Below are 17,608 nucleotides of genomic sequence, written 5' to 3'. Positions count from 1 at the left end.
AATGACTCATCACGCGCGACTTAATCTGATCATGTTTGCTACGATTGCCGGTTTGGCGGTGTTTCTGTATTTCAGACCGCAATCTCCGGATATCCATAAATACCCGCTTTCAACCAGTCCGGTTGAAGCGGTGCAAAGCCTGCGTATGGTAAGACAGCAACAAGAGATTGCACTGCAGCAATTAGATAATCACTGGTATTTGGTAAAGCCGGTACAAGCTCGGGCGGACGAAGGAAAGATCGCGGAAATTCTGGAAATTCTGACGGTAACAAGTAGTCAACGTCTTCCGCTGGTGGATCTGGGACGTTTTGGTTTGGATCAACCCAATGTGAGATTGTATCTGAATGACGAGTATTTTGGTTTTGGTGGATTTGCACCCACAACCAACCAACAATATGTGGCGACAAGTGATCAGGTGTATTTGATTTCTCCGCGTTATGTGCTTGCTTTGCCATCCAATGCCAGCGACCTGATCAATTCACAATTGCTGGCATCCGATGAAATTCCGGTTAAATTTGAGTTGAATCATTTGACGGTAGAATTACAGAATGAGAATTGGCGCGTTACCATGCAGCATTCTGACGAAGTACTTGACGAAGAGACAATAAAACATTGGATTCAGTTATGGCAGACAGCGCATGCCGATGAACTGAGGTTGGAGCAAGCGATAGGCCCTGATTTCGTTGAAACGGGTTCCATTGAAATCACGCTGCAAAATAAGCAGGAAATCAATCTGAGAATTTTGCAAAATGAATTTTCGGTATTGTTGTTACGTGTTAATGAGGGGTTCGGCTATCAGTTTCCTATTGATGCGGGTCAGCAATTACTCGATCCGTACCGGATAAAATCAAACCAGATATTGTTTGACGACTGATGCCGGAATTACCAGAAGTCGAAACCACACGGCGCGGTATCGCGCCGCATTTGCTGGGACAATCCATTGCAAATGTAATTATCCGTAATCCTAGGCTACGGTGGCCTATACCGGGTAATTTGTCTAAGTTATTGGCGGGTTTAACGATTCAAGCAGTAACACGGCGGGCTAAATATCTTTTGCTTGATTGCGGTGCAGGAACATTAATTTTTCATCTGGGCATGTCAGGGAGTTTGCGCATACTGCCGTATAGCGTGATGCAATCGATAGAACCGCCCCTGAAACATGATCATTTTGATTTGATTCTAAGTGATCAGACTGTTCTGAGATTGCGAGACCCGCGTCGTTTTGGTGCAGTGTTATGGCATACGGGAGATATTCTGCAGCATCCGCTTCTGATGAATCTTGGTCCCGAGCCATTAACAGCAGATTTCAATGCGCAGCAATTATTTGAGAAAACCAGAGAATGCCGCGCTAGTATCAAACAAATTCTGATGAATAGCCATGTGGTCGTTGGCATTGGTAATATTTATGCGAATGAAGCTTTGTTTCTAGCGGGGATCAATCCCAAAATAGCCGCTGGCAGAATTGGTATGACGCGTTATGAAAAACTGGTTCAAGCGGTTAAACAAATTTTGCAGTTGGCAATCGAAGCAGGTGGCAGCAGTTTGCGTGATTTTGTTAACAGTGACGGGAATCCTGGGTATTTTCAGCAGCAATATTGGGTTTATGGGCGTGGCAGGGAGTGTTGTAAAAAATGTGATCACGAGATTAAACAAATCAGACAAAGTCAACGCTCTAGCTTTTATTGTTCGCGTTGTCAGCATTGACTGAGGTCCACACTGAATTGTGGTTTAATTTCTAGCGCCAGTCTGTTTTGTTGGTAGTTACAGGATCACTTTCTGTGCAGATGAATCAATTAACATAATGATAGGGTTTTAATATGAATATTACATTCATTGGCGGCGGCAATATGGCTTCTGCGCTAATCAGTGGCTTGTTACAGCAAGGTTACGCAGCAGAGCAGCTTCATGTGGTGGAAATAAATGCAGAAAGCCGTGAGAAAACAAAACATGCATTGGGCATTTCGGCCGTCGCTGAACTTGCCGATGGAGTCAAGGGCAGTGATGTGATTTTATTGGCCGTAAAACCACAGCAATTATTTGAGTTGACCCAGAAACTTGCACCATTATTGAATAATCAGCTGATCATATCAATCGCGGCGGGTATTCGTGTGACTGATATTATACGCTGGTTGGGCGGTTATGCGCGGGTGGTGCGCGCGATGCCTAACACGCCTTCGTTGGTACGTAGCGGTGTTGCCGGTCTTTATGCTGCGCCAGGCGTTGGTGAGTTAGATAAAAAGAATGCTGAGTCGATTCTTGCTGCGGTAGGTACGACACTTTGGGTGGATGATGAAGAAATGCTGCATACTGTGACTGCTATTTCCGGTAGCGGCCCTGCTTATGTTTTTTATTTTATTGAATCCATGCAGCAAGCAGGGATAGAATTGGGCTTGACGCCGACTCAAGCCAGACAACTCAGTTTGCAGACATTTGCTGGTGCCAGTAAACTGGCCAGCTTGAGTGATGAAGATGTAGCTGTATTGCGTGCTCGAGTGACATCAAAAGGTGGCACAACCGAACAAGCAATACAGACTATGGAAGAAAATGCTATTCAGTGTAAGATCATAGCCGCCGTACATGCTGCGAACAGGCGTTCACGTGAATTGAGTGATGAGTTCAGCAGAATTTAAATCTTGATAGAGTCAGTTAGTGATTTCTTATTTATCAATTACAGTTTTTCCGGAAAACTCTTATGTCCAATCAGATCTTAATTTTTCTTCTTGATACTATCCTGGGGTTGCTTTCGTTGGCGTTGCTCCTGCGGTTTTATTTTCAATTATTACGTGTTCCCTACTACAACGCAATATCCCAGTTTCTTATTGCGGCGACTGATTTTATCGTGCGGCCTGCACGCCGTGTTATTCCTGGCTGGGCTGGCATAGATTTATCCACGTTGATCCTCGCCTGGTTAATGGAATGTATGATCATTACCAGTGTTTATATGGTGCAGGGGTATGATTTTGCAGAAAATATCGGCGCTGCATCCGGGGTAATGGGGTTGTTGGGTATCGTCGAGATTATTAAAGTGACACTCTATATCGTGTTAATAATGATTATTATGCAGGCTATTTTGTCCTGGGTTAATCCACATAGTCCGTTAGCGCCGATACTGGATAGTTTCACCCGTCCATTCCTGGCCGTTTTTCGTAAGCGTATTCCGCCGATTGCGAATGTTGATTTGTCTCCGTTGTTTGTGTTGATCTTAATTCAAGTGCTGCTGATGCTAGTGGCTGGTGTGCATAAGGAAATCATTACTATGCTCCTTTAGGTTATTAAGGCGATCATGAGCTGGTATCGTTATGATGATGCAAATAATCTTGTATTAACATTGCATATTCAGACGGGTGCAAAAAATACCGAAGCGGCAGGATTACATGGGGATGCGCTGAGGATAAAGCTTGCGGCCGCACCGGTGGAAGGTAAAGCAAATGCCGCGCTACTGAAATTTCTTGCTAAGCATTTTGATGTGCCTCTTAGCCAAGTGATATTGAGGCAAGGTGATAAATCACGGCATAAAGTGATAATAATTCAACAATCTGGTTGTGGTCCGGATGTATTATATAGCGAGTTGCAAAGTTGATTATCAATGTACTTCTCTATTAAAGAAATGCGATGGAATTAATTCTGTGGCGTCATGCTGAGGCTGAGGATGGTTTTCCTGATGCAGCCCGTAAGCTCACTGCAAAAGGACTAGACCAGGCAAAACGCATGTCTGATTGGCTGAGATTGAAATTGCCGGAAAATACGCTGGTGATAGCCAGTCCAGCGCGACGCACTCAACAAACCGCGATGGCATTGAAATCTGATTTTGTAACTAATAATGAAATAGGTCCCGGTGCTAGTGTAAAGAGTATTCTTACTGCCGCTAACTGGCCCAATGCACAAGGCGCTGTAGTCATAGTCGGCCACCAGCCTACATTGGGTGATGTCGTCCGTAATCTGGTTCCGGTTATTCCTCCTGGATTGGGTGTTAAGAAAGGCTCTGTGTGGTGGATCCGGTATCAAGAAAAAGACAAAAATATTGAACCAGTGCTTCATTTCGTGATCTATCCTGAAATGTTATGAGTTTTGATTGGATTTATTTTTTGATTACAATCAGGCGCCATGCCTCGATTAATTTTGTTTAATAAACCTTATGGTGTGATTTGCCAATTTACACCGGAAAGCGGTCATCAATCATTAAAAGACTTTATTCCATTACCGGGCTTTTATCCGGCAGGCAGACTGGACGCTGATAGTGAGGGCTTGGTTCTATTAACAGATGATGGAAAATTGCAGAATAGAATTAGCAATCCAGAGTTTAAACTCCCTAAAACATATTGGGTGCAAGTTGAAGGTAAACCCGACGAGATTGCATTAAATAAGTTGCGCCAAGGTGTGGTTCTGAATGATTTCAAAACGCGGCCTGCACAAGCATTTCTGATGGATGAGCCCGGCCATCTTTGGCAGCGGACACCGCCCGTTCGTTACCGCAAGCATATCGCAACTGCTTGGATGTCTTTGGTTCTCAGTGAGGGTAAAAATCGTCAAGTAAGGCGGATGACGGCAGCGGTTCTATTTCCTACTTTGCGATTGATTCGTTATGCAATCGGTAAATACACCCTGCAGGGGATTGCTCCCGGAGAGTGGCGCATACTGAATAACTCCGCTCTGGAGAAATGAAAGATTATCAATTCTTCTCAGGATTCCTTCTGGAAAATGAAGTTTGATTTTACTAAAGCCATTTATATTAAACGGATAATTGATACAGATTAATATTTTTTTTCAATAAAGTGCTAATATAAAAAATTATGTAAAGAAGTGGAAAAGAGTAAATACTTCATGTACAGTAAATGAAAAAATAACGTTAATGATTTTTTATCTATAAGTTAAGTGAAGTGCAAATGGTTTGGAGGGTGTTTGTTTTTTATTTATCAGGTCTGCGCCTCGGTAGGCTATTAAAAGGATGGTAACTCTATGATTTCTGATTTTCTTACTTTAATCTCTGGTGTGATTGATATGCCTTGGTGGGGCTATGTCGTCGTTACCTTGGTTTTTACGCATATTACAATTGCGGGTATTACAATTTATCTTCACCGCCATTCAGCGCATAGAGCGTTGGAATTGCATGCGATACCAAGTCATTTTTTCCGTTTCTGGTTGTGGTTAACTACTGGGATGGTTACAAAGCAATGGACAGCGGTTCATCGCAAGCACCATGCAAAATGTGAAACCAAGGATGATCCGCATAGTCCTGTAATCGTTGGTATCGCGAAAGTGTTAAGCGAAGGCTCGGAACTTTATAGAACAGAGGCACGAAATGAGGAGACCCTGAAAAGATATGGATATGGCACGCCGGATGATTGGATAGAACGTAATATTTATACCAAACACAGTGCAAAAGGTGTCGCATTAATGCTGATTATTAATGTAATTCTGTTTGGCCCAATTGGTATTACTATGTGGGCGATACAAATGATGTGGGCTCCGATTTTTGCTGCAGGTATTATCAACGGTGTTGGTCATTATTGGGGATACCGGAATTTTCAAGCGGAAGATGCCAGCAGAAATATCGTTCCATGGGGTATTTTGATTGGTGGTGAAGAATTACATAACAATCACCATGCTTATGCAACATCAGCGCGATTATCCAATAAATGGTACGAGTTTGATATCGGGTGGATGTATATACGTATTTTGGAGATGATAGGGCTTGCAAAGGTCAAGAAAGTTGCGCCTAAGTTACGTTTCGATAAGGAAAAGACCCAGTGCGATTCGGATACATTGCAAGCAGTCATCTCTCATCGTTATGAGGTTCTTGCTAAATATACGAAATCGTTGAAAGAAACTTTTGCAAAAGAGATGGTTCACTTGAAAGAAGCAACTGCGCAATATGGTGTGGATAATTCTACTCTGAAGCGTTGGATTCTGGCTGATTCAAAAACTCTGCAAGAGCATGAGCGTGAGAAGCTAAGTCAAGTGCTTAGTAATGCTAAGACACTCGATAAAGTTTATACCATGCGCGAGGAATTAGCTGAAATCTGGCAACGTTCTACTGCGACAACTGAAGAGTTGGTCAAGCAGCTGGAAGATTGGTGCCGTCGTGCAGAGGAAAGTGGTATTGAAGTGCTGCAAGCTTTTTCTCAGCGATTACGTTGCTATGCATAATAATTATTGATGGAATTGAAAGTCTAGCCAATAAAAAACCCGCTTCGGCGGGTTTTTTATTGGAAATTGCAGCTTATTTCAAATTTATTTAAGCTTTGTTTCTTTATATTTAACGTGCTTTCGTGCGACGGGATCAAACTTCATTAACTCCAATTTCTCGGGTTTCGCACGTTTATTTTTTGTGGTTGTATAGAAATGACCTGTTCCAGCTGAGGATTCAAGTTTTATCTTTTCACGCATTGTGATGACTCCTTAACTTACGTCGATTGGTTTCTTAAACGCTTTTGCCTTCTGAGCGCATTTTGGCGATCACTGCATCAATGCCATTTTTATCTATTGTGCGTAATGCAGCATTAGATAAACGTAAATTAATCCAGCGGTTTTCGCTTTCGACCCAGAATTTGCGGCGTTGCAAATTAGGCAAGAAACGTCTTTTGGTTTTATTGTTTGCGTGAGAAACATTGTTGCCTGACATCGGCTTCTTGCCGGTTACTTCACATACTCGTGCCATAATAGCGCACTCCAAGAATTCTTAAAAAGAGAGATTATATCCTGATTTGAGGTGTTTACTCAAATGTAACTGATTAAATATCATGATTGATGAGAGTATTTATCAAAAGCAGATATAAATTTACAGTATTCTTCAAAATCAATGCGATTTTTTGCGGGATTTGCGTTCAAATTAAATTATGTTCGGCAAATGACAGGGTAGTGCCGTTGCCAACAATAAAGTGATCCAATACTTTGACATCAATCATAGCCAATGCTTGTTTCAGGGATTGGGTAAGCACTTTGTCCGCATGACTGGGCTCGGCCACGCCAGAAGGGTGATTGTGCGCAAAAATGATGGCTGCTGCATTGTGATACAAAGCCCGTTTGATGACTTCCCGAGGATAAACGCTGGCTTGTGTCAATGTGCCGCTAAATAGTTCTTCAGTAGCAATGGTATGATTTTTAGCATCAAGAAAAATACCAAGAAAAACTTCGTGTTGTTTGTTTGCCAGACTCAGGCGTAGAAAATCTCGAACCAACTCCGGTGAATTCATTGCATTTCCGCTCTTCAGCTCTTCACTTAATGCACGGCGGGCCATTTCTAACACAGCCTGTAGTTGTGTATATTTTGCAATTCCCATACCGGGTAATTGACAAAAACTAATCTGATTGGCTGCAAATATATTAGTTAGGTTGCCGAAATGTAAAAGTAATTCTCTTGCGAGATCTACAGCACTTTTCCCTGTTATGCCAGTACGAAGAAATATGGCTAGCAGTTCTGTATCGGAAAGGGCAGTGACACCTTTTTGCAATAGCTTTTCTCGTGGTCGCTCAGATATAGGCCAATTTGGAATCGCCATAAGATATAGTTGGTAGCTTAGTCATGTAAAATAAGATTGATGGCAGGTACATTACAATCAGTTGCCGGGATGGCAAAGCCCTGCTTTTTAATTTTATTGATAGCGGCATGCAGTGCAGTCATATTGAGTAAAATGAGCAAGTAGCTGCTTATTTTATTAATACATCTAATACAGTGAATACCGGTTTAGTATCGGATTAAGTTTATCCAGAGAAATTTTATAAAATGACAACATGTGCATCTTCTGTATCTAAAAAACGCCTGTTGCTTGGTATAACAGGCGGTGTGGCTGCTTACAAAGCTGCGGAATTGGCGCGCCTGCTAACACAAGAAGGTATTGAGGTGCGGACGGTAATGACAAAGTCTGCTTGTCATTTTGTTGGGCCAGTCACTTTCCAATCTCTGACAGGTAATCCGGTTTATACCGATTTATGGGAGACTAATGCTGTAAATAATATGGCGCATATCAACCTATCCCGCCATGTCGACATGATTTTGGTGGCGCCTGCCAGTGCTGATTTTATTGCAAGACTTGCCGGTGGTATGGCAGATGATCTATTGGCAACATTATGTTTGGCGCGAGATTGTCCGCTCATAATAGCACCCGCTATGAATCGGCAAATGTGGGAGAATCCCGCGACACAACGTAATTTGTCTTTGTTGCAACGTGATGGTGTCAGAATAATCGGTCCGGCGAGTGGTGAACAGGCTTGTGGTGAAATAGGCATGGGGCGAATGCTTGAAGCCAGCGAGCTGGTAGAAATGGTGCGAACTGCGTTTCAAACAGGTGGCTTATTGCAAGGCAAAAAAGTTCTGGTGACAGCCGGGCCGACGTTTGAAGCGATTGATGCCGTGCGTGGTATCACCAACAAAAGTTCCGGAAAGATGGGGTATGCTGTTGCCCGGGCTGCAGTAGACGCGGGTGCAACGGTTACCCTTGTTTCTGGTCCAACTTGTTTGGTGCCGCCAATAGTAGATAAACTTATTCAAGTGGTGAGTGCAGAGGATATGTTACATGCTGTACAGGCAGAAATATCGCAGATCGATATTTTTATCAGTGTTGCCGCTGTCGCTGACTACCGTGTGGCAAGAGTCTGTCAGCAGAAGATAAAAAAGTCTGATAAAAAGCTGTCAATAGAACTGATTCCCAATCCGGATATTCTGATGATGGTTTCCAGTTTACCCGAACCGCCTTTCTGCGTTGGTTTTGCAGCAGAAACAGAAGATCTTGAGAAAAATGCAGAATTGAAGCGGCGCAAAAAAAACTTGCCCTTATTGGTTGCCAATTTAGCTCAAGATGCCATCGGTTCTGACGAGAGTGAATTGATTTTGCTGGACGGTGCCGGTAAGCATGTACTTCCGAAAGCATCAAAAATGGAACAGGCGCGGCATTTGATAAAACATATCAATTCGCTTTACCAGCAATAAATGAAAAATACTAATACTGAAGCGTATGAAAAAAATTGATATTAAAATTCTTGATGAACGTTTAAATGAACAGCTTCCTGCCTATGCCACACCGGGTTCAGCCGGTCTGGATTTGCGCGCTTGTATTGAGCAACCTGTCACGATCAATCCGGGAGAAACCAGCCTGATTCCAACAGGAATCGCATTGCATCTAGCCGATACGGGGTTGGCCGCATTGGTATTGCCACGTTCTGGTTTAGGTCACAAGCATGGGATTGTATTGGGAAATCTGGTGGGTTTGATTGATTCGGATTATCAGGGACAGATTTTTGTATCCTGCTGGAATCGTGGACAGACTTCATTTCATCTTAACCCATTAGAACGTATCGCACAGCTTGTCGTGGTTCCCGTTGTGCAGGTCGAATTCAACATGGTGGATAGTTTTGACCAGAGTCATCGGGGTGAAGATGGTTTTGGCAGTACAGGCAAGCACTGATACGCATGGGTTCGAAACTGTTCTTGCTCCGCTGGTGATGGTTTCTGCGGATGAAGTTCCGTGGGAGTAAATGCTATTCCATTGAAAATTAACGATACACACTTCTGGCAGAAGCAGCACAGACCTTACTGCAGGAATATGGGTTGGTCGGCAAGGAAAGATAGCCGCAGGTACTCAAGTTGTTGCGCTAGAGAAAGCACCCGCAGCCAATTGATATTCTAGTGCAGGCGAGGGAGCATCCCTTTTAATCCACGCATCATTTTGGACATTCCGCCTTTACTCATCATTTTCATCATTTTTTTGGCTTGCTCGAACTGTGCCAGCAAACGATTGACTTCTTGTACAGAAACACCTGCTCCTGCGGCGATTCGTCGTTTACGTGAGGCTTTCAGGATTTCAGGTTTAGTACGCTCTTGCTTTGTCATGGAATTAATAATGCCTTCCGTCCGGCTGATTATTTTGTCGTCCACTTTTACATTTTGTGCCGCCTGACTTAACTGCGCAGGCAATTTGTCCATAAGGGCGCTCATCCCGCCCATATTGCGCATTTGTTGAAATTGTGCCTTGAAATCGTCTAAGTCAAATGCTTTGCCCGATTTCATCTTCTTCATCAGCTTCTCAGCTTCTTGCTGATCAGCGCTACGGTGTGCTTCTTCAATCAACCCAAGCACATCCCCCATGCCCAGAATACGCGATGCCATCCGGTCAGGATAAAATGCTTCCAATCCGGTTAATTTTTCCGCAACACCGGTAAATTTTATGGGTTTTCCGGTAATGTGTTTGACCGATAACGCTGCACCACCACGTGCATCACCGTCCAATTTAGTAAGGATGATACCGGTTAAGGGGAGTGCATCGGAAAATGCTTTGGCTGTATTAACCGCATCTTGCCCTTGCATTGCATCGACTACAAACAAGGTTTCAATCGGTTTCAACAGTGCTTCAAGTTCACTGATCTCTTGCATCATGGTTTCATCAATACCTAACCGGCCAGCAGTATCCACGATCATTACATCATGATAATGCTTGCGTGCATAATCCAATGCAGCGGCACCAATTTCGCCAGGTTTCTGTCCGTCTTTAACGGGGAAAAAATCTGCACCGGTTTGGCCAGCCAGTAGTTCCAGTTGATGAATAGCAGCCGGGCGATAGATATCACAGGAAACTAATAACACTTTCTTTTTCTTTTGTTCTATTAACCACTTGGCCAGCTTACCACTACTGGTAGTTTTGCCGGCGCCCTGCAGTCCTGCCATAAGAATAACGGCGGGTGGTACTGTGGAGAGATTCAGATCAACTTTCTCTCCACCCATAATCGTAATTAACTCCTGATGAACCACCCCAACGAGCGCTTGTCCGGGTGTAAGGCTGCTCATGACTTCATGTCCCACGGCTTTTTCTTTAACGCGCGCAATGAAATCTTTGACTACCGGTAAAGCCACATCAGCTTCCAGTAATGCCATGCGGACCTCGCGTAAGGCTTCCTGGATATTGCTTTCTGTAAGCCTTGCTTCACCGCGTAATGTTTTAAGGACACCGGTCAGGCGGCTGGTCAGATTGTCAAACATACTTAAACCTCACAAAAAACGATGGTTATAGAACAAAGTGATTATTCAAATTTAAATAAATATCCGGATTGGCTCTTTGAATTTGTTAAAGTGCCATGTAGACTAAACAATTATTCCGGCCTATTAATATTTGTACTATCAATGACCAGCATTTTAACTTATCTCGCAGCCTTTTTGCTTTATATACTGATCGGTTGGTTTTTCTGGCGCAATACTTGGGATCAAGTATCATCGAAAGCTGATGATCATGTGCTGATAACTAATACCTGGGCACATTATGCCATGCTTGTTCCTTTGGTATTGCATGCGATGACGTTGTATCAATCGATGTTTGCTGGCACGGGACTCAGTTTTGGTTTGAGTAATGCAATTTCATCCATTGTCTGGCTAACTGCATTCATTTACTGGTTTTCTGGGTTTTTTAATCGTTTGCAGGGACTGCAAACCTTGGTTGCGCCCGTTGCAGCAGCGGCGGCCATAGCGGTGTTATTGCCGTTATTTTTTCCATCGTTGCGCCCTCTTGCGAACACCGAATTACCTGCATTTAAAGCGCATCTGCTGATTGCGATGATGGCATACAGTTTATTGACGATAGCAGCATTACACGCATTATTGATGACGGTGGTGGAGCGCCATTTACATCACCCTGCTACCCGTTCGATACTAACAAATCTGCCGCCGCTGCTGGCGATGGAAAAGCTGTTGTTCCATATTATCTGGGTTGGATTTATTTTACTTACCTTGACGCTCTTGAGTGGCGTAGTGTTCTCAAAAGAAGTATTCGGCCAGCCACTTACATTCTCACACAAAACTCTGTTTGGTTTTATCTCTTGGGGAGTATTCGCAGCGCTGCTGGCCGGCAGACAACTCTACGGCTGGCGCGGCCGGATAGCGATTCGCTGGACCCTGGTGGGCTTTGTTACATTGTTACTCGCCTACATCGGCAGCAAGTTTGTGCTGGAGATCATACTAAATCGCTAGTCTGCTGATTACCCGCTTCTCATGACTCGCGATCAGAATTTAGAAATATTCTACTGATTCACAACAAACTGGCAAATTAGCTTTGCGTGCGATGGATGTGAACAACTTCCTTAAGATGCCGTAGGCCACGTATAACCTGTGCCAGATGTGATCTATTGTTGATTTGCAGAATAAAACGCATATGCATGAAATCGTTCTCGTTTTCCATGGCGATGTCGTCAATATTTGATTCGGCTTTGGCTATTTCGGCAGCGACTCGTGCCAGGACGCCCTGCTTATTCACTGTAGTTACTTTGATACTGGCTTCAAAAGTTCTCGTGATGTCTTTACCCCAAGCTACATCCAGATAGTTTTCCGAGTGCTTTTGACTGCTGGTGACATTGGTGCAATTATGCGTATGGATGATCAGTCCGGAATCTTTCTTGATTACGCCAATAATGGCATCCCCGGGAATAGGGCGGCAGCATTTGGCAAACTGAACAGTCAATCCTTCTGTCCCCAATATGGTAATTGGCCCAGCTGTCTGTTCACTGGAGATGGACTCCAGTGGAGATGCCAGCCTTTTTGCCACGACAGCCGGAAGTTGTTTGCCCAGAGCCATTTCAGTGAGCAATTCTTCTTTGGATTTGACGCCACTGTCGCGTACTAATTTTTCCCATTGCGTATCATTAATTGTGTCCGGATTAATATTAAAAGACAGTAGCGCCTGGTTTAGCATGCGTTCACCTAGTTTGACCGACTCGTCGTATTGAATTGTTTTAAGAAAGTGACGAATGTGTGAGCGTGCTCTTCCGGTTGCCACATAACTGAGCCAGGAAGGATTCGGTTTAGCATACGGTGCTGTGACGATTTCTATGCGATCACCACTTTTTAGTTTGGTTCGCAGTGGTGCGTTCTCACCATTAATCTTGACAGCTACACAACAATTACCCACATCGGAATGGACTGCATAAGCAAAATCGACAGCGGTGGAACCTCGCGGGAGTGTTAGAATTTTTCCTTGCGGAGTGAAAACAAAAACATCGCCTGGAAACAAGTCGATTTTAAGATGCTCCAGGAACTCCAAAGAATCTGTCGAGCCGCTGAGTGTTTCCAGTAAATTTTGCAACCATTGGCTGGTTTGTAAATGCAGATCATTAAAATCTGCATCTGAGCTTTTATAGAGCCAGTGCGAGGCAACGCCATTTTCGGCGATCCGGTGCATTTCCGCGGTGCGAATTTGTATTTCTATCGGAATGCCGAACGGACCCAGTAAAGTGTTGTGTAACGATTGATAACCATTGGTTTTGGGGATTGCAATGTAGTCTTTGAATTTGCCAGGAATTGGTTTATATAGGCTATGTAACATGCCTAAAGCGACATAGCACGAGGGAATATCTTTGACAATAACGCGGAAACCATAGATATCAAGTACTTCAGAAAATGAAAGATGTTTCTCGACCATTTTCATATAAATACTATAAAGATGCTTCTCGCGTCCAGTTACCTCTGCATTCAAACCCGATTCTTTCAACTTAAGATCAATGGCTTCGAGAATTTTTCCAACGATTTCACGACGATTACCGCGCGCTGCTTTGGTTGCCTTGACCAACACTTTATAGCGCATGGGATAAGAATAACGAAAACCCAGTTCTTGTAATTCCTGATAGATATTATTGAGTCCAAGCCGATGCGCGATCGGTGCATAAATTTCGAGGGTTTCACGTGCAATGCTTCGTTGTTTTGCAGGAAGCATGGCTTCAAGTGTTCGCATATTGTGCAGACGATCAGCCAGTTTGATGAGTATGACACGTACATCTCGCGCCATCGCCAGTAACATTTTTCGAAAATTCTCAGCCTGCGCTTCTTCTTGTGTCTGAAATTCAATTTTAGTGAGTTTAGAAACACCATCCACCAGTTCTGCCACGGGTTCGCCAAATCTCTCACTGATTTCAGCTTTGGAGATATCTGTGTCTTCTACGACATCATGCAATAAGGCGGCTGTTAGCGTGGGTGCATCGAGATGCAGTGTGCTGAGGATCCTGGCTACTGCGACTGGATGAGAAATATAAGGCTCACCTGATTTCCGGAATTGTCCGGAATGAGCACCTTGACCAAATGAATAGGCATTTCTAAGTTGGTTAATATCTTCCGGTTTAAGATATTGGGAGGTCTCAGAAAATAGAAGTTCTGCTTCAGGCATGGAGTTTTATTAGTTTGGCGTGCATCAGATAAGTTATTTTGACTTTCTTCAAAATGACTTTAACTTGGACTGGCTGTCTTTTCCAAGCCGGTTTGTGCTCTCACGATCTTTAAATGACTTAGATCAATCTTTGGTGCGATTATGCACAGAGATTTATTTGGTGGCTGATAAGCGCCAAGTACTAGAAAGATAGCATCAATGCTTGACAGCATCTTCATAGCATTGAATCGGCACTAGATATTTTTGGGATTGAGTATATCCAAACCTATTTTGCCTTGAGCCAGCTCGCGCAGTGCGATGACGGTCGGTTTGTCGCGTGCAGGATCCACCATAGGCGCGGAGCCTATGGCCAATTGTCTGGCGCGTACTGTAGCAACTAAAGTCATATCAAATCTGTTAGGAATTTGCTTTATACAATCATCAACGGTAATTCGTGCCATGGTATTTATCTCGGTTATTTAGGGGGTTGCAAACAGATTTTACAATAATATATTAAAATCTATGCCATTTATTTATAGAAACTGATTATGACAATTGGGCGATTAATTCATGATATTTTATCAGCTGCCGGGCTTTCTTTAAGTGCTCAGCTCTGACTATGCAGATCAGATCATTAAGCGCATCTTCCAACTTGTCGTTGATAATAACATAATCAAACTCAGTGATATGACCGACTTCTTCGCGTGCTGCAACAAGTCTTTTCTCAATGATTCCCGGATTATCTTGCGCTCTTGTTTTTAGTCGCGTTGCCAGAGTGTTAGCAGATGGCGGGAGAATAAAGATGCCAATGGATCCGGGGAGAATTTGCTGGATCTGTTTCGCTCCCTGGCAATCAATCTCGAGTAAAATATCCTGCCCGGATGCGATAGCGCTATCAATCCATTTTTGCGAGGTGCCATAAAGATTGCCATAAACTTCTGCACTTTCCACGAATTCTCCGTTGCGGAGCATTTGTCTGAATGTTTCTTCATCGACAAAATGATAGTCACGGCCATTGACTTCTCCAGAACGTGGCGGGCGTGTGGTATGTGAAATAGACAGACTCAGATTTAAGTCCGACTGGAGTAACGCTCTGACCAAACTGGTTTTTCCGGTGCCAGAGGGTGCGCTGATAATAAATAAGCAGCCTGTCATTTTAGTCATTTTGTACCTATTGTCTATTATCTATGTGATCAGTAGTAACTTATCTCGAGTTAAAGGCTGTCAGTACTTGACCTTTTAATGTCCTGATTAGCCTTGTTTCTTCAGCAGTGATTCCTTCAGGTGCTTCTAATGCGCGATCGGCATAAAATAGGCCAATGGGTTTCTCGTTGGCAACCAAAGGGAGCACAATAAAACTACGTGCATCAGGTAATAAATCCATATGCCACTGGGGTATCAGTTTGCGGATTTTCGGGATGTAGGCATCTGAAATCAGCAAATCTACATTCTTCTTCAGGGCAAGATGGAGCAGATCATTAGACGGCGCCATTGGGAAGCTAAACGCCTTTTGATACGCCATGTTACTTCTTCCCAGGGAACTGCGTGCGCGAAACAGATTCATTTGTGGATCTTTAAGGCAAAGGGTGCAAAAACGAAAACCTAAACTATTATAATAAGTTTCCAGAACTAACATGATCAGATCCTCGAGCTTATACTTACCGGATGCCATAATTTCGGTTACGTCTTGCACACCAGCCAATAATAATGCGGATGCATTATACGGTTTGCCACTGGGGTAACGCTGAGTAATTTCTGAGTTATTGCTTTCATCATTGCTAAACAGCAGTTCACTGAGTGAATCTTCTACAGAAATATCAAATTCTGTCTGTGTTGTATCCGGACTGATTTTTTTACTTTTATCCGTTGTGAGTAAATTTGCATTGATTAAGAGTGTGCGTGTTTCTGCGGAAGCACTCATTATCAATTGATCCAATTTATATTTATCCAGATTAAGTGCTTTACCAAAACGGTTGAGTAGCTTATTTCTTAGCTCAGAATCTTCTGGTTCGGTGGTTGCTAAAACGAGTGACGTAGCTTTTTCACTAAATTCAGCGGCATGCTGCATCCACTCTTGTTTATTTCTTGCAGTGTTTAAGATACCAGTAGGCTTGTTTTTTAGCGCTTGTATAATACTGATGGGAATATTCCATTTTTCCAGAATAGTTTCAGTCAATGTATCTAGGTTGAAATCCAACACCGCTTGTGATGCTTGTACAGGTGTATGCGTGCCTTGCTTGATGAGAGTCATCATTTCTTGGTACAGATCATGGTCATAAGCAGCAAGCAATAAACGTCCAAGGTTCTTGAATAAGGCAACAACAGCAATTTCTTCTGCATCTTTAAAAGAGCTTAGCTTAACTAGCTCACGGCTAATCATACTGGCTGCCAAGGCGTAAATTAACTCTGTGCGCACGTGTTCCGCGCGTTTTCCGGACATGCCATCAACCAGCAGCATGGCTAAAGCGCAAGTCTTTACCGAATTAAAACCCAGCAGGAATATTGCTTTCGTGATACTGGTGTTGACTTTGTTAGATGCTGAGATAAAGGCTACAGAATTTGATAAACGCAAAATCTTTTGTGTTAATGAAACATCCGAGAGAACAAAATAGGCCAATTGTTGAATGGATTGATCATCCGATGACGATAGTTGTACGATGCGTGTTATGGAGCTGCCAAGAGCGGGGAGGTCCGGGTCATTAGTGACCGCTTCGATCAAATGGTCTCTTAAATTTTTTGTACCATCTTTTTTTACCACTGCAGGATCAGGAAAGTTGGATGGGTCTTGGGGAGTATAGGGCGATTGAATGGATCCCATCTTGAACTTCTTCTAAGAAAAATTGTTAGTTAGTATGTTGGCGCAAACCATATCGCAGTCTGTATTAGATTCTTTTTTCCTGAGTGTTATAAAAATCTAATATGCTTTTCCTGTTAACGGCAAATTAGAAGGTTAGTTAATAAGGAATGTTAATGAATGCCATGCTTGCTGAAATAATTCTGATGATATTCTTCCGCAACGTAAAATTGACCGGCAGGTAAAATTTTAGTTACGACAGGATCGCGCCAGCGTCCGCTATTTTGTAACCTATGCTTGGATTCTATTGCGGCAATCTCTTGTTCTGGTGTGAAGAAAAAGATAGCTGAACGATATTGTGTTCCAATGTCAGGACCTTGACGGTCCTGGGTGGTAGGATTATGGCAATTCCAGAAATTATCCAGCAATGTTCCAAAAGCAACTTCTGCCGGATCATATTCCACCAGAACCACTTCAATATGGCCGGTGGTGTTGGTGCAAACGGCCGTATAGGTTGGATTGCCGGTATGCCCGCCGGAATAGCCGCAAGTCACGCCGGTGACTCCTTCAATACTGCGAAAGGCTGCTTCTACTCCCCAGAAACAGCCTGCTCCAAAAATTATCTTGTTTGCCATCATTATTGATTCACCTGATAATAAATCAAATTAACAGAATATTTTGGTGTATTCCAATAAATGGAAAA

20 protein-coding genes are annotated in these 17,608 nt (G+C 43.2%); 11 read left to right on the top strand and 9 right to left on the bottom strand.

The genetic code is table 11. The features are described from left to right. The first annotated feature begins 1 nt into the window (after position 1). From NIT79A3_RS12970 to NIT79A3_RS12935, 8 genes are all read left to right on the top strand, one after another. Positions 2–874, top strand: coding sequence for a DUF4340 domain-containing protein (locus NIT79A3_RS12970; protein ID WP_013966638.1), 873 nt, complete (start codon positions 2–4; stop codon positions 872–874). Then, positions 874–1,704 carry a bifunctional DNA-formamidopyrimidine glycosylase/DNA-(apurinic or apyrimidinic site) lyase gene (gene mutM / locus NIT79A3_RS12965; RefSeq protein WP_013966637.1) on the top strand — a complete coding sequence of 277 codons (831 nt, stop codon included), beginning with the start codon at positions 874–876 and terminating at the stop codon, positions 1,702–1,704. Before NIT79A3_RS12970 ends, mutM begins: the two co-directional genes overlap by 1 nt. Before the next feature lie 113 nt (positions 1,705–1,817). Continuing rightward, positions 1,818–2,630 carry a pyrroline-5-carboxylate reductase gene (gene proC, locus NIT79A3_RS12960; protein WP_013966636.1) on the top strand — a complete coding sequence of 271 codons (813 nt, stop codon included), beginning with the start codon at positions 1,818–1,820 and terminating at the stop codon, positions 2,628–2,630. A 62-nt stretch (positions 2,631–2,692) separates the two neighbouring features. Then, positions 2,693–3,268, top strand: coding sequence for a YggT family protein (locus tag NIT79A3_RS12955; RefSeq protein WP_013966635.1), 576 nt, complete (start codon positions 2,693–2,695; stop codon positions 3,266–3,268). 15 nt (positions 3,269–3,283) lie between these two features. Continuing rightward, entirely contained in the window at positions 3,284–3,580 is a 297-nt protein-coding gene (locus tag NIT79A3_RS12950; RefSeq protein WP_013966634.1) for a DUF167 family protein, read from the top strand. A gap of 32 nt (positions 3,581–3,612) precedes the next feature. Continuing rightward, the gene (locus NIT79A3_RS12945) at positions 3,613–4,065 is read left to right on the top strand and encodes a histidine phosphatase family protein (RefSeq protein ID WP_013966633.1); all 453 of its coding nucleotides are present in this window, start codon (positions 3,613–3,615) and stop codon (positions 4,063–4,065) included. Positions 4,066–4,104: 39 nt separating this feature from the next. Beyond that, positions 4,105–4,662: a pseudouridine synthase gene (locus NIT79A3_RS12940; RefSeq protein ID WP_013966632.1), complete on the top strand. Its 558-nt coding sequence runs from the start codon at positions 4,105–4,107 to the stop codon at positions 4,660–4,662. Between the two features lie 294 nt (positions 4,663–4,956). Next, positions 4,957–6,147: a fatty acid desaturase gene (locus tag NIT79A3_RS12935; RefSeq protein WP_013966631.1), complete on the top strand. Its 1,191-nt coding sequence runs from the start codon at positions 4,957–4,959 to the stop codon at positions 6,145–6,147. Positions 6,148–6,231: 84 nt separating this feature from the next. Here NIT79A3_RS12935 and rpmG read toward each other — a convergent pair whose 3' ends face one another. From rpmG to radC, 3 genes are all read right to left on the bottom strand, one after another. Continuing rightward, positions 6,232–6,387, bottom strand: coding sequence for a 50S ribosomal protein L33 (rpmG, locus tag NIT79A3_RS12930; RefSeq protein ID WP_013966630.1), 156 nt, complete (start codon positions 6,385–6,387; stop codon positions 6,232–6,234). A 34-nt stretch (positions 6,388–6,421) separates the two neighbouring features. After that, positions 6,422–6,658, bottom strand: coding sequence for a 50S ribosomal protein L28 (rpmB, locus tag NIT79A3_RS12925; protein WP_013966629.1), 237 nt, complete (start codon positions 6,656–6,658; stop codon positions 6,422–6,424). A 166-nt stretch (positions 6,659–6,824) separates the two neighbouring features. Then, positions 6,825–7,499 (bottom strand): DNA repair protein RadC, encoded by a 675-nt coding sequence (gene radC, locus NIT79A3_RS12920; protein ID WP_013966628.1) that lies wholly within the window; start codon positions 7,497–7,499, stop codon positions 6,825–6,827. Positions 7,500–7,723: 224 nt separating this feature from the next. Here radC and coaBC point away from each other — a divergent pair, with 224 nt between their 5' ends. Both coaBC and dut read left to right on the top strand, forming a co-directional pair. Further along, on the top strand, positions 7,724–8,926 hold the full coding sequence (gene coaBC, locus NIT79A3_RS12915; protein WP_013966627.1) for a bifunctional phosphopantothenoylcysteine decarboxylase/phosphopantothenate--cysteine ligase CoaBC: 1,203 nt from the start codon (positions 7,724–7,726) through the stop codon (positions 8,924–8,926). A gap of 25 nt (positions 8,927–8,951) precedes the next feature. Then, on the top strand, positions 8,952–9,401 hold the full coding sequence (dut, locus tag NIT79A3_RS12910) for a dUTP diphosphatase (protein ID WP_013966626.1): 450 nt from the start codon (positions 8,952–8,954) through the stop codon (positions 9,399–9,401). 218 nt (positions 9,402–9,619) lie between these two features. Here dut and ffh read toward each other — a convergent pair whose 3' ends face one another. Continuing rightward, positions 9,620–10,969 carry a signal recognition particle protein gene (gene ffh, locus NIT79A3_RS12905; protein WP_013966625.1) on the bottom strand — a complete coding sequence of 450 codons (1,350 nt, stop codon included), beginning with the start codon at positions 10,967–10,969 and terminating at the stop codon, positions 9,620–9,622. A 141-nt stretch (positions 10,970–11,110) separates the two neighbouring features. Between ffh and ccsA the strand changes: the two genes are divergently transcribed. Further along, entirely contained in the window at positions 11,111–11,950 is an 840-nt protein-coding gene (gene ccsA, locus NIT79A3_RS12900; protein ID WP_041361004.1) for a cytochrome c biogenesis protein CcsA, read from the top strand. 76 nt (positions 11,951–12,026) lie between these two features. On the opposite strand, the gene NIT79A3_RS12895 is transcribed toward ccsA, so the two are convergent. The 5 genes from NIT79A3_RS12895 to msrA all read right to left on the bottom strand — a co-directional run bounded on the left by NIT79A3_RS12895 (position 12,027) and on the right by msrA (position 17,543). Next, a complete protein-coding gene (locus NIT79A3_RS12895) occupies positions 12,027–14,132 on the bottom strand; it encodes a bifunctional (p)ppGpp synthetase/guanosine-3',5'-bis(diphosphate) 3'-pyrophosphohydrolase (protein ID WP_013966623.1) in 2,106 nt (701 codons plus the stop codon). Positions 14,133–14,365: 233 nt separating this feature from the next. Continuing rightward, complete coding sequence (gene rpoZ, locus NIT79A3_RS12890; RefSeq protein ID WP_013966622.1) at positions 14,366–14,572, bottom strand: DNA-directed RNA polymerase subunit omega; 207 nt, start codon at positions 14,570–14,572, stop codon at positions 14,366–14,368. An 85-nt stretch (positions 14,573–14,657) separates the two neighbouring features. After that, the gene (gmk, locus tag NIT79A3_RS12885) at positions 14,658–15,275 is read right to left on the bottom strand and encodes a guanylate kinase (RefSeq protein ID WP_013966621.1); all 618 of its coding nucleotides are present in this window, start codon (positions 15,273–15,275) and stop codon (positions 14,658–14,660) included. Between the two features lie 40 nt (positions 15,276–15,315). Further along, the gene (locus tag NIT79A3_RS12880) at positions 15,316–16,929 is read right to left on the bottom strand and encodes an HDOD domain-containing protein (protein ID WP_013966620.1); all 1,614 of its coding nucleotides are present in this window, start codon (positions 16,927–16,929) and stop codon (positions 15,316–15,318) included. A gap of 149 nt (positions 16,930–17,078) precedes the next feature. Next, on the bottom strand, positions 17,079–17,543 hold the full coding sequence (msrA, locus tag NIT79A3_RS12875) for a peptide-methionine (S)-S-oxide reductase MsrA (protein ID WP_013966619.1): 465 nt from the start codon (positions 17,541–17,543) through the stop codon (positions 17,079–17,081). Positions 17,544–17,608 lie beyond the last annotated feature (65 nt).

The sequence above is a fragment of the Nitrosomonas sp. Is79A3 genome, assembly GCF_000219585.1.
Taxonomy (GTDB): Bacteria; Pseudomonadota; Gammaproteobacteria; order Burkholderiales; family Nitrosomonadaceae; genus Nitrosomonas.
Note: the sequence above shows the minus strand (reverse complement) of the source record. Positions and strands in the feature narration are given on the sequence as shown.

What these genes read in the sequence shown, in the direction of transcription:
- NIT79A3_RS12880 (WP_013966620.1), bottom strand. Translation starts at nt 16,929, where the DNA reads ATGGGATCCATTCAATCGCCCTATACTCCCCAAGACCCATCCAACTTT.
- radC (WP_013966628.1), bottom strand. Translation starts at nt 7,499, where the DNA reads ATGGCGATTCCAAATTGGCCTATATCTGAGCGACCACGAGAAAAGCTA.
- NIT79A3_RS12940 (WP_013966632.1), top strand. Translation starts at nt 4,105, where the DNA reads ATGCCTCGATTAATTTTGTTTAATAAACCTTATGGTGTGATTTGCCAA.
- NIT79A3_RS12970 (WP_013966638.1), top strand. Translation starts at nt 2, where the DNA reads ATGACTCATCACGCGCGACTTAATCTGATCATGTTTGCTACGATTGCC.
- dut (WP_013966626.1), top strand. Translation starts at nt 8,952, where the DNA reads ATGAAAAAAATTGATATTAAAATTCTTGATGAACGTTTAAATGAACAG.
- NIT79A3_RS12955 (WP_013966635.1), top strand. Translation starts at nt 2,693, where the DNA reads ATGTCCAATCAGATCTTAATTTTTCTTCTTGATACTATCCTGGGGTTG.
- NIT79A3_RS12895 (WP_013966623.1), bottom strand. Translation starts at nt 14,132, where the DNA reads ATGCCTGAAGCAGAACTTCTATTTTCTGAGACCTCCCAATATCTTAAA.
- rpmG (WP_013966630.1), bottom strand. Translation starts at nt 6,387, where the DNA reads ATGCGTGAAAAGATAAAACTTGAATCCTCAGCTGGAACAGGTCATTTC.
- ffh (WP_013966625.1), bottom strand. Translation starts at nt 10,969, where the DNA reads ATGTTTGACAATCTGACCAGCCGCCTGACCGGTGTCCTTAAAACATTA.
- coaBC (WP_013966627.1), top strand. Translation starts at nt 7,724, where the DNA reads ATGACAACATGTGCATCTTCTGTATCTAAAAAACGCCTGTTGCTTGGT.
- NIT79A3_RS12935 (WP_013966631.1), top strand. Translation starts at nt 4,957, where the DNA reads ATGATTTCTGATTTTCTTACTTTAATCTCTGGTGTGATTGATATGCCT.
- NIT79A3_RS12950 (WP_013966634.1), top strand. Translation starts at nt 3,284, where the DNA reads ATGAGCTGGTATCGTTATGATGATGCAAATAATCTTGTATTAACATTG.
- msrA (WP_013966619.1), bottom strand. Translation starts at nt 17,543, where the DNA reads ATGATGGCAAACAAGATAATTTTTGGAGCAGGCTGTTTCTGGGGAGTA.
- ccsA (WP_041361004.1), top strand. Translation starts at nt 11,111, where the DNA reads ATGACCAGCATTTTAACTTATCTCGCAGCCTTTTTGCTTTATATACTG.
- proC (WP_013966636.1), top strand. Translation starts at nt 1,818, where the DNA reads ATGAATATTACATTCATTGGCGGCGGCAATATGGCTTCTGCGCTAATC.
- rpmB (WP_013966629.1), bottom strand. Translation starts at nt 6,658, where the DNA reads ATGGCACGAGTATGTGAAGTAACCGGCAAGAAGCCGATGTCAGGCAAC.
- rpoZ (WP_013966622.1), bottom strand. Translation starts at nt 14,572, where the DNA reads ATGGCACGAATTACCGTTGATGATTGTATAAAGCAAATTCCTAACAGA.
- gmk (WP_013966621.1), bottom strand. Translation starts at nt 15,275, where the DNA reads ATGACTAAAATGACAGGCTGCTTATTTATTATCAGCGCACCCTCTGGC.
- NIT79A3_RS12945 (WP_013966633.1), top strand. Translation starts at nt 3,613, where the DNA reads ATGGAATTAATTCTGTGGCGTCATGCTGAGGCTGAGGATGGTTTTCCT.
- mutM (WP_013966637.1), top strand. Translation starts at nt 874, where the DNA reads ATGCCGGAATTACCAGAAGTCGAAACCACACGGCGCGGTATCGCGCCG.